This window comes from Secundilactobacillus folii (assembly GCF_009720675.1).
Classification (GTDB): domain Bacteria; phylum Bacillota; class Bacilli; order Lactobacillales; family Lactobacillaceae; genus Secundilactobacillus; species Secundilactobacillus folii.
On record NZ_WNJO01000003.1, the window covers coordinates 12,607 to 26,916 of the forward strand.

Sequence of the window (14,310 nt, forward strand, 5' to 3'; positions counted from 1 at the left end):
CCTACTTAACTTTGGCAAATTCTTGAATCCGTTCAATGGCCTTCTTCAGGTCTTCCGTGCTGGCAGCGTAACTGATACGAACATAGCCTTCACCGCCGGGGCCAAATGAAGCCCCTGGGATCACGGCAACCTTGGCTTCCTTAGCCAACTCGTAGCAAAATGCCACGCTATCCTGATTCAAATTAGCCGGAATCTTAGCAAATAAGTAGAAAGCACCCTTTGGACTTGCACACTCGAAACCAGCTTCTTGAAGGCCTTTCAATAATAAGTCACGGCGCTTCTGGTAAATCTGACGCATGGCAATCCCATCATCCGGACCATTCTTAAAGGCTTCTTCTGCCGCAGCCTGAGCGTTAGCAGTCGCTGAAGTAATCGCAAACTGGTGAACTTTGCCGATCTCGTTGATAACGTCAACTGGACCACAGACCAGTCCAATCCTCCAGCCGGTCATGGCGTGGGACTTAGAAACCCCATTTAGCAGTACAGTCTGTTCAGGTAAAATTTCACCCATGGAAACGTGTTTCTCACCATAAGTTAATTCCGAGTAAATTTCATCACTGAGCACAAAAATGTTGTACTGTTTCAAAACGTCAGCAATCTTTTGCAGATCTTCTCGACTGTAAGTCACGCCAGTTGGGTTAGATGGGAAGTTTAAGACAACTGCTTTAACGGTATCCTTGTTAGCCTCAATAGTGGCCTTCAATTTTTCGGGTGACAGAATAAAGCCATTATCAGAGGTGTCCAAAAAGATTGGTTTAGCACCATTTAGAATGGCGACGGGGATGTAGGCTGGAAAGATTGGCGTTGGAATGATGACCGAATCACCGGCGTTTAACATAGCTGTCAGCGATGAAAAAATTCCTTCAGTGGCTCCTGTAGTCACTAACATTTGAGTGTCGGGATCATAGTTCACATTGTATTTATCATGCAAAAATTTTGAGGCTGCTTGACGAAGACCTTCCGTCCCGCGGGAATTGGTGTAGTGGCTTTCATTGTTTTCGATGCTGCGAATAGCGGCTTGTTTAACGTGTTCAGGCGTATTAAAGTCGGGTTCACCAAGGGTGAGCTTAACCATGTCGGGAATCGCGGAGATCTCCTGGTTAAACTTCAAAATGGATGAGGGTTGAATCTGTTTCAGCTCGTGTTTCATGCTATCTGATAATCGACTCATTGTAATTCCTCCTAAAAGATAAAAGGCCCGTACAGTCTATGACTGCACGGGTCCAAGGGTTTTAACCCACGCAGTCAATGGCTGATCTGCGTGGTCTTTAGCATTTAATCACAAAATGCTTCTGGCTTCTCACAGATCAATTCTGGAAAAACCAAAAGTAATAAGAACTATTCGGTTGAGAGAGTGCGATTTTCAACATAATGGACTACCTCTTTGAATAGATTAGTTTTATCATAGCATTTTAATGTGGGGGAAGCAAGACCAGAGTGCGAAGCAAGGCGGTTAAGGACTGGAGTGTAAGGCTACTTTGGCAGAATTGGCGGCGGTCTTGGCCGTAAATTATGCCGAAGTAGCCTTACATGTAAGTCCTTGCCTTGTGTAGCACGTTTCGACGCCAGAGTGCGAGGAAAGGCGGTTAAAGACCGGAGTGTAACGGAGTCTGGGCAGAAAGCCAGGTGGTTTTCCTGGGTTTATGACCAGAATTCGTTACATGCAGGTCTTTGCCTTTCCGAACGCGTTTCGGCTATAGAACAGGAAAGCGCAAAATCAACCAGTGTAACGGAGTCTGGGCAGAAAGCCAGGTGGTTCCCCTGGGTTTATGACCAGAATTCGTTACATGCAGGTCTTTGCCTTTCCGAACACGTTTCGACGCCAGAGTGCGAGGAAAGGCGGTTAAGGACCGGAGTGTAACGGAGTCTGGGCAGAAAGCCAGGTGGTCTCCCTGGGTTTATGACCAGAATTCGTTACATGCAGGTCTTTGCCTTTCCGAACACGTTTCGGCTATAGAACAGGAAAGCGCAAAATCAACCAGTGTAACGGAGTCTGGGCAGAAAGCCAGGTGGTTTTCCTGGGTTTATGACCAGAATTCGTTACATGCAGGTCTTTGCCTTTCCGAACACGTTTCAGCTAAGTTGCCTATCCAACCCCAAACAAAAAAGCGGCCACCAAAGCAGCCACTTCCACATTCAAATTCAAAGGCTAATTATTTAACCTGAACATAAGCCTTGTTTGCTGTGATATAAGAACCATCACTCAACTGAATCCGTGCAGTGCCACCACTGGACTTAACGATTGCTTTTGCCGTGACAGTTGCATTGTATTTTAAGCTACCCTTTTTACCCTTCAGGTTTGCAGTCGAGTACCGGTTGATATTCCGAGTTGCTCGCAGTTTTTGCCCATTTTTGACGCTAGTAAAGTAGGTTGCCTTAGTAGTCTTGTACCACTTCGAAACGGTCGAACTATCGACGAGCCTGCTCAGGTCCACGTGGCCACTGATACCTGATAGTGAACCAGTACTTGTATATTGCCAGAGATCAGTGGGTACGCTCGGCTTCTTTGAATAGTTGGCGATCCATGAACCATCAAACTTAGATGAACTGGTCTTATTCACGTTCACGAAGTTCTGGTATGAATAGTAGATCACCGGCTTATTTGTCAGCGTTCGCATCGTGCTCAACCACGTGTTCACATAGGTCTGTTCCTTCCCCTTCACGCCGGACTTACGCTTTTCATTATCCAAAGCGTAAAAGCGCGCATTCTTGTTGGAAAGGGCATAAAATTGGCGCGCGTCATTAACCGCGTCAGTCTTACTGTCAAATTCGGCGTAGTCGTACTGACCAAACGGCACACCATATTTATGCGCACCATTGGCATTGGTATCGCGCTTCGTGTCGATCCGATAATCTGAGTCTCCTGGGTTACCGTGCTTAACACGAATAATGGCAAACTTTAGGCTTTTGGATGCCTTAGACCAGTTAATGTTGCCCTGATACTGAGAAACATCAGCAATCTTAGTTTTAGCTGCAAATGCAGTTGTGCCCACTGTCAGCGCGCTAACTAAGGCCAATGAACCCGCAAAAATCATCCGAAACAACTTATTTCTTTTCATGTAATTCCCCTTAATCTAAATTGTTTAATGCAATTAGTTTAACGCATGAATGAAACAGCGGGACAACATGGGAGTTACGGTTTATTTACCGTTAAGTTACAAGCATAGACATTAACTGGAGATAACCTCGTGGCATGGGCCTGATTGTCTGGCTGTCCATCAACTTTAATAGCCTATTTGTCATTATTTAATTAATCAGCCATTTTTTCCTAAACGCCCGATGTAACAATGACCAGGTCATATTCGTTGTGCACAATAAAAATATCTGTCATAATACTGACAAAATTCAAGTAACATCAGTGGAGGACAACATCATGGAAAAAACTGACTTAATTGGTTTACACCACATTACCGCCATTACATCAAGTTCACCAAAAATGTTTCACTTTATGACCGAGATCCTCGGCCTGCATTTGATCAAAAAGACGGTCAATCAAGATGACGTCTCGACTTACCACCTATACTTTACGGACGATATGGGAACGGCTGGAACGGATCTGACCTTCTTTGATTTTCCTGGCATTGGTAATGGCACATTTGGTAAAAACAGTATCTCACGGATAGGTTTTCGGGTCCCAAGTGACGCAGCTTTAGGCTATTGGTCCCACCGCTTCGACCAAGCTGGTGTACAATCTGACGATATTCAGACGCACTTTGGCGCTAAGGTTCTGCCGTTTTATGACTTTGACCACCAGCGTTATCAACTGGTCTCTGATGAACATAATCAGGGCTTGCCTGGTGGAACACCCTATCGTCACAGCCCTGTACCAAGCGAAATGGCGATCTCTGGTCTTGGCCCGACGATCATCACCGTTGCCCAGGCTGATAGGTTAGGCGGCCTGCTAACCGATGTGATGGGCTTTACGGAAAAGAGCCACGAAAATTCACAAACGCTGTATGAACTGCATGATGGCGGTCACGGTGCACAAGTGATCGTGGAACGAAGCTTGATTTTACCCGATGGGATCCAAGGCTATGGTACGGTTCATCACATGGCCTTTCGAACACCTGACACCGACACTCTAAATTACTGGATCGAACGGATTCAAAAAGCTGGTCTGCACGATTCCGGTTTTGTGGAACGGTTTTACTTCCAATCCGAGTATTTCCGGGCAGCCCCCGGCGTCCTATTTGAAATTGCGACTGATGGGCCAGGCTTCCTACAGGATGAAACCTATGAAGAAGCTGGGGTGCACCTTGAACTACCGCCATTTTTAGAAGATCAGCGAGCAGCTATTGAAGCTAACCTAGTGGCGTTTAACTCTGGAGAGGAGATTGCCGATGACTGAGATCCATTCAGCATATTACCCTGGCAAGATAAATTTGCCACCCGTTTTGATGCTCCACGGCACGGGTGGCGATGAAAGCGACTTGTTGCCAATTGCGCAGTTTTTGTTTCCGGAGAATCCCAAGTTAGGGATTCGTGGCCGGATCAGTGAAAATGGTAGTAATCGCTACTTCATCCGTCACAGTGATGGGACTTTTGACCTTGATAATCTGAGCCAGGAAACCGATTGGCTGCTGAAAGCTATTCAGACTGAAGCCAATACCCATGGTCTAGATGTGAATCAGTTGATCGTCGTTGGCTTCTCAAATGGCGCTAACGTGGCAGCCTATGCTTGGTTGCACAAACAAGCACCCTTTAAAACAGCAGTACTGCTTCACCCAATGATGATCACACCACCAACCAAACCGGTCGATCTGACTGGGGTTCAAGCATTCGCAACCTATGGCACGCTTGATACGATCGTGTCTGAGTCTAACTTTGATTCGTTAACTCAGCATCTGCAAACAGCCAATGCTCAGGTTGAGATTTTTAAAAACCAACAGTCTCATCGGCTGACACAAACGGAACTGTTAGCCGCTCAAACTTGGGTGAAAAAGCTCTAACTAATGTTGGCCAACCTAAAAAGCGTGCTAAGATTCGTTTTGGCCTCAGAATTAAAGCAAATAGCGTCGTGGATTTCTGGTTTGGAATCCACGACTCTATTTGTTTATTTGGCTGCGATCTGAATTTTGACACAACCTTTATATTAAGTTTAGCTTCTACTAGTTTTGAGCAACTGCCATCAAATGCTGGACATCTCGTGCCATTGCTAACTCTTCGTTAGTCGGGATCAGTAGCACCTGGCACGCACTATCCTTTGTCTGCAGTGCCCCGGGTTGACCAGCTTTGTTAAGCTGTGGATCGATCTGAATGCCTAACACGCCCAGCCGTGCGATAACTGCCTGCCGGATTTCCGGGTCCTTCTCACCAATTCCGCCGGCAAATACCAACGCATCTGCTCCCCCAATTTCGGTGTAATAAGCACCAACCAGCTTAACAACTTGGTTCACAAACATGTCCAGTGCCAGCTGTGCCCTTGGGTTCTCCTTCGCCGCTTCGTGAAGGTCGCGCATATCGGAGGAGACGCCAGAAACGCCCAGCAAACCTGAAGAAGCATTTAACTCGTGTAAGACCACGTCCGGTGTTTCGAGCTCCAGCCGTTTCATCAAATAAGGAACTAAACTGGGATCCACGTCGCCACTTCGGGTACCCATGATGAGGCCGGTCACCGGTGTGAGCCCCATTGAAGTATCAAACGGCTTGCCGTCCTTAACAGCAGTAATCGAAGCCCCGCTGCCGAGGTGTAACGTAATCAGATTCAGTTCACCTAACGGACGTCCTAATTGATGCGCAGCTTGTTGCGCAAGGTAAGCGTGAGAAATTCCATGTTCACCATAGCGTCGAATCTGATAATTGGTCGTCCACTCGTACGGGATCCCGTAGATTGCCGTCTTTTCAGGAAGTGCATGAAAATAAGAGCTGTCAAACACCGCGTACTGCGGTACCCCAGCTAATCTCTGAGCCAGCAGTTCAATGCATTTGACCTCTAACGGATTATGCAGCGGCGCAAGTTCACTAAGTTCTTTAAGTTGGGAAATTCCACTTGGAGTGAGCTTGATAGGTTGTTTAAATACCGTTCCACCCGCGACGACTCGGTGGCCCACAGCTTCAATTTCGTCCAGCGATTTCACGGCACCAACTGTCACCATCCTTTTCAAGACGCGGTTAACAGCTGTCACTTCATCCAACGTCTCAACGGTTTCCTTAGTCTTCTTGTCACCAACCTCAACTTTCACGATGGTACCGGGTAAGTTCAAACGCTCCACTTGGCCACCAGCAATCACACGTTCCGCTGGCATCTCAACTAGCTGCCATTTCAGCGAGGAACTGCCAGCGTTGATCAACAGAATTTTAGTCATGGGACGCACCTCCGTTTACCCCTATTTTACAGGATTCGACTAGGCCTTGGAAGCAATTTCACACAAACTTCAAGCACTCTTCAATGATTGCGCAAAACTATTGGGTAGGTATGATGCGGTCACTGTGGGTAATTAAAAGAATCCTGAGTAAAAAGCAGTCATTTACACTCAAATGAAGTAATAAATCCTGTTTAGGCGGGGAAATGCAGTTAGCCTTACAGAACAATTGTGAGCTTAATAGTCAGTCATGCCGATTATGACCAGTAAAAGTGCTTCAGAGTGATTATTTCAATTTCGTTACAAACGCTAAGTGGGCTATGTTTGAGTTGAAATGATTTGAGAGCACATGGTATTATAAATATGACAAATCAAACGTACATATCACCACTTTTTACCTATTCACTTTGGTGAATGCACATAGAGCCATTATTCAATGCCACCTGCATCTTGCAGGTGGCTTTTTTAATTTGCTGCTCGCTAATTGATACCCAAAACGGCAACTGATTTCTTAATTCGAAACCAGCCGCCGTTTATTTATTGTCTCATTCAAATGTTAGTCCACTTAGCTACGTCGAACAACGTTAACAATGCCACGATAGCACGCCGCAATTACAATTGGAACCACCACGCCCAGCAACCAAAGGATAAGTGTATGGTTCAAGAAACTTACACGACTGAAAATATCAATCGTGATTTGAGCCATACAGATGATTGGCACGGTGAAGCGATTGACCGGCAGCAGCCAGTTCAGCCACTTCGTGTTTGCCAGCTGCTGACAGATAATCAACAAAGCTACTGCAACAAATAACGGCACCCAAGCTGCCATAAATGGCGTTTTGATCAGATGGTTTTTAAGAACCAGCTCGAAGTTCAGGTTCCATTGGTAACGACAATAAACCAAAATAAAGTAGATCAAAATACCAGCGGTGGCATAAAAACGTCCGTATGTCAGTCGCAACCAGTATTTCTTAGCATAGTAACCACTCAACATCCAAAGAGTCGTCATTAATACAAGGTCGACCCCCCACGGTGTATGTTGAAAGTTTAAAAAACCAATGTTGTTGTAGCTAATGCCAAGTGCAAACATCGAAATAGCGATCAAGAATTGGATTGCTGGTGAATTTATCCAGCTGAGTAACCCAGCAACAACAACCATGGTCAACAAGTAAACCGTGAACAGCCAAAACAGACTGAGTGGGCCATCTAAAGTTTGGCCACCATAGATCAATCTGAGCAAAAACGTACCCGTATAGCGCCAACTATCTTGGTAAACAAAGTGTCCAATAATAATCAACAAGACCCCTGCACCAAAATAAGTGCCCAGAATCGGAACTAACCGCTTCCCGATAAATTGTTTCGTTGCTTGCCAACTGCGTTCCACCGGTTCAATCGCAAAACCACCGAGTATAAACAGCAGTGGAATATCCCACCAGTTAGTCACCGTGTAAAGCGTTGACGCAAGCTGATGCGCATTAGTACTGGGGTAAATAGCGTGATCGAACACAATAGCCAAAATGGCTAGTGCCCGCACCAATTGCACCCATTTAGGATTACTTTGTACTTCACTTCGTGTCATTGCGATTTCTGGTTTCCTTTCGGTGGAATTTTTTGGGGAGCGTGGATCATGTTTGCACCTTTTTTGATCTTTAGCGCTTTTCCATGGAGTTAGCGCTTTTAGTCTTTATAGCCGAACTGGGCTACCCAAAGCATAGACCTATGTAGAAGCCAACTCTGGCTCAAATCCAAGCCCGGGATTTCCGCCAGAGCCGACTTCTACGCCGGTCTATAACCGCTTTGGTCCGCACCTTGTTTAACTGGGCTACCCAAGACAAGGACTTGCATGTAAGGCAACTCCGGCCTAATTCACGGCATAACCCGCCGCAAATTTTGCCGAAATTACCGTACACTCCAGTCCTTAACCGTCTTGGTCCGCACCTTGTTTAATAAAACGCCACCGCCCTTGTCCAGTACTTACCATTTAACAAATAATACGTTGACGTCTTACCATTCAGCACTGATACCCGCCGTGCCCTTTGCGTTATCTGCACCGGCTTTGAGCCCAAATCAGCCGTTGTTCCAGCCAATTTTGCCAGCTGCGGATCATCAAACACCTTGGTATACATTGTATACTTCTTCAGCGGCGTTAGCGTTCTTTCATACGATTCATACGTAATCTTATCAAATTTTAAAGCACTGGCTCTAATCCAATACTTCCGCGCATTCGCACTAGAACTGAACCGAATTCGATACCACTTGCCACTATCCGCCGTTGCACGCATATCTACATAAACCATTCTGGACTTCTTCATGTTGGCAAAGCCGTCTTTCTTGTTGTAAATGTACCAGCCCGCATGCCCCTTAATATGACTGTACAGGCCGTACTTTTTAGCCACGTTTGCCGCTAATTTCGCGTACTGCGAAGCATATCCGCTGACGTATGATTCCTTCTTGTTAGTGGCTTTATTACCCTTGTATTTACCAGTCAACTTCTTTAGCTTCGCCGTATTGTTAATGTCTGTGGCCTTAATTTTAGCCTGCTTGTTATTAGTGTTCTTACTGATCTGCATATCACTAGAACTCATCCCATTGCTCAACACGAACGGAATGTTGCTCTTGGCGCTCGTGATCTTGTTACCAGTAACCACAACACCAGTAATGCCGCCGCCCTTTGAGTTATCAAAGTAGATATAGCGGTTATTAGGATCCAAATTAACGAAGTTGTTATTGGTAATTTGAATGTTGGACATTTTAACAATTGGTGAGGTGTTGAAAATTCGAATGTAATTCCCTGAGCCTAACGCGTTCTTGTTTTCAAACGTGTTATTACTGATGTACAGATTGGAGACACAGACGAAATGAATGTTGGCACCATCATCACTTAACAGTGGTTTAGCATCCTGAACGTAGTTATTGGTGAAATGGATGTCATGAATAATCCCACCGGCACCCTTACCATAAACCACGTGCTCACCAATTGGATTCGGCGCAAATGATTTCACAGAACCCGATGTGTTCGATAGTGGGATAAAGTTATTGTGATCAACAGTCACATCGTACGAAGGCAGGTTATCATATTTATCGCCAGACTCGTGGTACGACATTGCCTTAGTGTTTGAATAATCGACTTGGATAGCTTCTTTATAATCAAAATTGGAACTGGCATTAAAGCCGGTAAACGTTGATCCCTTCACGTTAACATCGTGGCTACCATCGATATCGATATAGTGACCCGTCGGCGATTCAGCGTTATCAAACGTACAGTCATTAAAGTTCACGTTGCTTGCGTGGTTGATCGACTGAACGAAGACACTTTGACCATCGGCTTTATTATAGTCGCCGCGAAACGTTGCATTATTCCATGTGACGTTACTAATTCCGCCGTCATAACCGGCTTCGGGACTCGGATAGACAAACGGGATCCGGTCGCCATTTTGAATTTGAAATACAGCGTCCTTGTCAAAGTTAAACGTGATGTTGGAATGCAAAACGATGGCTTTTAATTCCGCGTTCGTAAATAAATAATTTCCCTTCGGTACGTGAATCGTCACGTTGTCGTCAGCGCTATAAGCATTAATGATTCGTTGAAGCAACGGTGCATTATCAGTCTTGCCATCGCCGACCATTCCTTGATTCTTTGCGTTTACAGTCGTTGCGGCGTGGGCCACAACAGTCTGATTAACTTGACTTGTGCCGGTTCCAAACTGCGTCAATCCCACACCAACGACAGTCCCCAAAACCAGCAAGCCAAGCATCAATTTGCTTGGTTTACCCATATAACATTCCATCCTCTCCAAATAAACAAAATGACATCTGGTACTATTGTACCAAATGTCTTGTAAATCGGTTTCAAATCACTAAAACTGTTGTGAAATTGTTATATTATTTGATTTTTAGTGGCTAGCAGGTTCTAATTTCACCTTATAAATGCTATTGCACAGCGGTTCTGAGACTTTGCAGACAACCCTACCTGTATTTCAAAAAAGTTTCAAAAACCCCACCAATCAGCTAAAAAACTTCTTTATCCGTATAGTGCTGAGGCAGCGAATCAAAATCATACGACTTCAACGCTTGAATCGCGTCCTCACCATTGAAGAAAGCGGTGTAGGATTGCGCCAGCATTAAGTTCAGCTTCTTACTCTCATCAAACTGAACGATCACCACTGGAATCCCCGCTTGCCATGCAGCACCAATTTCAAAAATCGTGCCCGAATCGGGTTCATTTTCCTTAGTCTCTTCATATTGAAAATCTAAAATGGCAACCACCGCATCCGCCTTTCTAACCTGGCGAATATCACTGTTAAACGTTGCCACTTGCCACTTGAAGCTACCGAATTCAAGGTCCTCATGCTGATGTTCAGATGGAATAAAAATGCCGTTATCGGCAACCGTTTCGTTGGCTCGCAACAGGTCGGCAACTTCATTGACCCGTTTATTTTGACCGTCACTAAAAAATGGGGCCGCTAAATAAATATTGTTCATGGCAGGAAACTCCTTTATTTGATTACCAACTAGCATACCATACAATTCGGTGCTTTAAGCGACTTATTTTACCTGGTGACGGTGCTGAAAGATCCAGTTGGAAAAGTCGTTTTGGTTTTCTTCGTTACGCATCAGCCATTCCCGAACAACCTGACTGTCGTCATCATCTTGACTGTTGAGATAGTTCAACAGCCCAATCTGATCATTATCAGCGAGGTCCTTGATGGCTGACAAATGATTTGGTAGCCAATCCAGCAGCGCTACAGGAATATCCGCAGGTTCGCCATCACTGTCCTCAATTGCGATCAGCAAATGGGCTGGTAAGATGTAGTCGGTCTCTTCCGGCAGATGGTCCAACGTGATCATTTTTGGTGCCAACCGGCTCAGTAAGCGAGCGCTCATTTCGATCAATGTCTCAACAATCGAATCTGAATTCGGCGACAGCATGGCTGCAAACACGCCAATCACGTCATAATTGGCCAGGGACAACACGTTCATGAGGGGTAAGAATAAATCATTTTGCTGACTCTGCTGCAACAAAAAGCTGCCCAGATACTGTTCAGCCACGGGTTGAGGTTCTGGAGTCTGAAAAACAGCTTGCACGTCATCTGCAGTAACCGGGTGATTCAAGAACCGATTCAAGTCATGGTGATTAATCGTGGCGTTATCAATGAAGCGGTAAAGAGCCGCTTCGTCAGTACCAACTGGGGATATCAAACTGGTAAACGGGCGTTCGTTCTTAACCTCCACCCAAGCGTAACTGTGATTCAGTCGGTCAGCCAATTGGGAATTGATTTTAATACCCGCCAATTCGTCGGGTAAAGGCCGTTTTTGATAGTCTTCTGCTAGCATGATGTTCACCTCATTTTGTGGCTGCCCACATATTTTTCACCAATATAGGGAATCTGTGTGGTAAATGCAATGATAACGCCTCGCTTCACAAGCTCGATGAAAACTAGCTGATTAAATAGCAAGAAGGCGTTGATCATGTTCTCACGGTCAACGCCTTCTATTTCGCACACGACCGGCAAAGTCGTATGCCAACAAGTCTTTAGCAACTTCATCTTAGCGGAAATTTATCAGCCGTGCATTAGAATTCCATTAGAATTACTTACCCCGCGTTATAGCGGTGGCTTCCCAACAAACTGGATTTCACAAGAAAACCCTTACATCAATACTTAAGGCATTTCATTTGTGAAAATCTATTGACAACCCCGAAATGGAATGGTTAAATGAAAACATACTCATTTTCTAATTATTTTCTAATTTTAATCACATAATTCACACAAAGCGAGGTTATACATATGGGAAATGCAGCAGCAAAGACTGACACTTCAACAAAAATGTCAGTCATGGACTATGTTTACAAAGTTTCAGCCGGTGTTTCTAACGCCGTTTTGGTCATGCTTGGGATCGGGCTATTAACCCAATCACTTGCTAACTTCGTTCATTGGACAGCCTTATATCAGGTCGGCTCCATTGCACAATGGTTACTAGCACCAGCATTTGGTGCCGCAGTTGCTTCGCAGTTAAAGACGAATACGTTGGTATTATTCAGTGCCATGATTGCTTCAACAGTTGGCGCTAACGCGGTTTACTTCACAAGTGCAACGATGCACGCTGCAACGGCCACCGGTAATCAAATGGTTGAAGCTGCTCAATCAGGTATCTTCACAACTGGTCAACCAATTAGTGCCGTTGCTGCCGGACTAGTAGCCGCATTAGTTGGTAAGTATTTAACCGGCAAAACGCCCCTCGACATGATGCTGGTGCCGTTAGCTGCGACTCTGGTGGGTTCGATTGCTGGACTCGGGCTTGCTAGCGTCACCACACCAGCATTGAACTGGCTAAGTGCCTTCATTGCACAGTCGATGCAGGTCAACCCACTGATTGGTTCGATGGCCGTTTCCTTCGCCTGGGCACTGTTCTTGATGACGCCTGCTTCATCAGCCGCGTTAGCCGTGGCGGTCATGCTATCGCCCTTGGCTTCTGGCGCCGCTTTGATTGGCACTACTGCACAATTCGTTGGCTTCACAGCTATCTCATGGCGACAAAATGAACTCGGCGCTAATATCGCTCAAGGGATCATTACGCCGAAGGTTCAATTCCCGAACCTGTTGAAGAACCCGAGATTAGCAATTCCATCCATGGTTTCTGCCGTAGTTTGTGCACCGATTGCAACCCTATTTTTCAACTTCAAGGTGCCATATACCCTGGGCGGCCTTGGTTTGAATTCGCTGATTGCACCAATTAACTTGGCTTCAAGTAACATGCACCTATTCGTCGCCTATCTGGTAATGGGCATCTTGGCACCAGCCGTTATTTCACTGGTTCTCCACCGCGTTTTGCTTGCCTTCCACTGGGTTAAGAGCGAACAACTGCATTTGGAAATCGTTTAATAACGTAACCGACAACGAAGTTTCGTTAAAGTACAAATTTATTCTGTTTGATCCTTTGGGAGAGCCACCAACTCGGTTGGGGAGTGGCTCTCCTTTTTTGGTTGCTGAGAATAGATACCAAATACCACCAGTACAGATCGTGCTGGTGGTTTTTGGTGTTAATTTGTGTTGGGGTTAGTGCTTAATGTGATTTGATTTTATTAGAATATCCGTTTGAGTGCTGGGCTGTTTTTAATGGAACTGCATCCCACCATCAACTTCAATGGTTTGACCGGTAATATAATCCGAATCAGGACCCGCCAAGAAGGAAACTGCTGCAGCCACGTCTTCTGGTTCAGATAGGCGCTTCAACGCAATGTCTTTGGCAAACGTCTGCATGCCCCAGTCGTCATCCTTACCCGCATTCTGACCAACCTGATGGGCAATATCAAACATCATTGGGGTCTTGACGATCCCTGGTGCATAGGCATTAACAGTAATATTTTCTTCAGCTAAATCACGGGCTGCTACTTGAGTGATCCCACGAACGGCGAATTTAGTCCCGCTGTATAAGGCTAAGTTGGCATTACCAACAACACCGGCCTGTGAGGTCGCATTGATGATCTTGCCACCCTTTGGACCGTTCTTTTTGAACTGCTCATGGGCTGCTTGAATGCCCCAAATATCACCCGCAACGTTAACGTGATAAACTTTATCAAATTGTTCCGGCGTAATCGTATCGATCGGCGTAGTCGGGCCGAGTCCAGCGTTGTTCACTAATACGTCAAAGCCACCTAACGTTTCTGCTGCTTCACCAACCGCCTTAAAGAAACTGTCACGGTCAGAAACATCAACTTGGATGCCAATGGCTTTTCCGCCAGCATCATTGATGCCCTTAGCGACTTCATCGGCTGTATCAATGTTGAGGTCTGCTACGGCAACCATAAAGCCATCGTCAGCCAAGCGTTCTGAAATTGCCTTGCCGATACCTTGTCCGCCACCTGTAACGAATGCAACCTTACCATTTTCTTCTGCCATAAAATATGCGCCTCCAATTATTAAGATCTTCGCAACGTCATTATCATAGCATGATTTGAGGCCTCCTGGAAGCGTTTACATCTTTTATTTCACTCACCCTTTCAGAAGTT

General features: G+C 45.5%; 11 protein-coding genes. 3 read left to right on the forward strand and 8 right to left on the reverse strand.

Going from position 1 to position 14,310, the window contains the following annotated elements; all coding sequences use genetic code 11:
* Nucleotide 1: 1 nt before the first annotated feature.
* Both GM612_RS03135 and GM612_RS03140 read right to left on the reverse strand, forming a co-directional pair.
* Nucleotides 2-1,171 (reverse strand): aminotransferase class I/II-fold pyridoxal phosphate-dependent enzyme, encoded by a 1,170-nt coding sequence (locus GM612_RS03135; protein WP_155430942.1) that lies wholly within the window; start codon nucleotides 1,169-1,171, stop codon nucleotides 2-4.
* A gap of 982 nt (nucleotides 1,172-2,153) precedes the next feature.
* Nucleotides 2,154-3,059: a GH25 family lysozyme gene (locus GM612_RS03140; RefSeq protein WP_155430943.1), complete on the reverse strand. Its 906-nt coding sequence runs from the start codon at nucleotides 3,057-3,059 to the stop codon at nucleotides 2,154-2,156.
* A 314-nt stretch (nucleotides 3,060-3,373) separates the two neighbouring features.
* On the opposite strand from GM612_RS03140, the gene GM612_RS03145 reads away from it, so the two are divergent.
* Both GM612_RS03145 and GM612_RS03150 read left to right on the forward strand, forming a co-directional pair.
* Entirely contained in the window at nucleotides 3,374-4,348 is a 975-nt protein-coding gene (locus GM612_RS03145; RefSeq protein WP_155430944.1) for a ring-cleaving dioxygenase, read from the forward strand.
* The gene (locus tag GM612_RS03150) at nucleotides 4,341-4,949 is read left to right on the forward strand and encodes an alpha/beta hydrolase (RefSeq protein ID WP_155430945.1); all 609 of its coding nucleotides are present in this window, start codon (nucleotides 4,341-4,343) and stop codon (nucleotides 4,947-4,949) included. Before GM612_RS03145 ends, GM612_RS03150 begins: the two co-directional genes overlap by 8 nt.
* A 159-nt stretch (nucleotides 4,950-5,108) precedes the next feature.
* On the opposite strand, the gene GM612_RS03155 is transcribed toward GM612_RS03150, so the two are convergent.
* The 5 genes from GM612_RS03155 to GM612_RS03175 form a co-directional block, all read right to left on the reverse strand.
* On the reverse strand, nucleotides 5,109-6,305 hold the full coding sequence (locus GM612_RS03155) for an acetate/propionate family kinase (RefSeq protein WP_155430946.1): 1,197 nt from the start codon (nucleotides 6,303-6,305) through the stop codon (nucleotides 5,109-5,111).
* Between the two features lie 562 nt (nucleotides 6,306-6,867).
* A complete protein-coding gene (locus GM612_RS03160) occupies nucleotides 6,868-7,881 on the reverse strand; it encodes an acyltransferase family protein (protein WP_155430947.1) in 1,014 nt (337 codons plus the stop codon).
* 364 nt (nucleotides 7,882-8,245) lie between these two features.
* Nucleotides 8,246-10,078: a glycoside hydrolase family protein gene (locus GM612_RS03165; RefSeq protein WP_155430948.1), complete on the reverse strand. Its 1,833-nt coding sequence runs from the start codon at nucleotides 10,076-10,078 to the stop codon at nucleotides 8,246-8,248.
* A 232-nt stretch (nucleotides 10,079-10,310) separates the two neighbouring features.
* Complete coding sequence (locus tag GM612_RS03170; protein ID WP_155430949.1) at nucleotides 10,311-10,784, reverse strand: nucleoside 2-deoxyribosyltransferase; 474 nt, start codon at nucleotides 10,782-10,784, stop codon at nucleotides 10,311-10,313.
* A gap of 63 nt (nucleotides 10,785-10,847) precedes the next feature.
* Nucleotides 10,848-11,636: a hypothetical protein gene (locus GM612_RS03175; RefSeq protein ID WP_155430950.1), complete on the reverse strand. Its 789-nt coding sequence runs from the start codon at nucleotides 11,634-11,636 to the stop codon at nucleotides 10,848-10,850.
* 452 nt (nucleotides 11,637-12,088) lie between these two features.
* On the opposite strand from GM612_RS03175, the gene GM612_RS03180 reads away from it, so the two are divergent.
* Nucleotides 12,089-13,183, forward strand: a complete 1,095-nt coding sequence (locus GM612_RS03180; protein WP_155430951.1) for a PTS sugar transporter subunit IIC — start codon at nucleotides 12,089-12,091, stop codon at nucleotides 13,181-13,183.
* A 231-nt stretch (nucleotides 13,184-13,414) separates the two neighbouring features.
* Here the strand turns inward: GM612_RS03180 and GM612_RS03185 are convergent, their stop codons facing one another.
* Nucleotides 13,415-14,200 (reverse strand): (S)-acetoin forming diacetyl reductase, encoded by a 786-nt coding sequence (locus tag GM612_RS03185; RefSeq protein WP_155430952.1) that lies wholly within the window; start codon nucleotides 14,198-14,200, stop codon nucleotides 13,415-13,417.
* Between the last annotated feature and the right edge of the window lie 110 nt (nucleotides 14,201-14,310).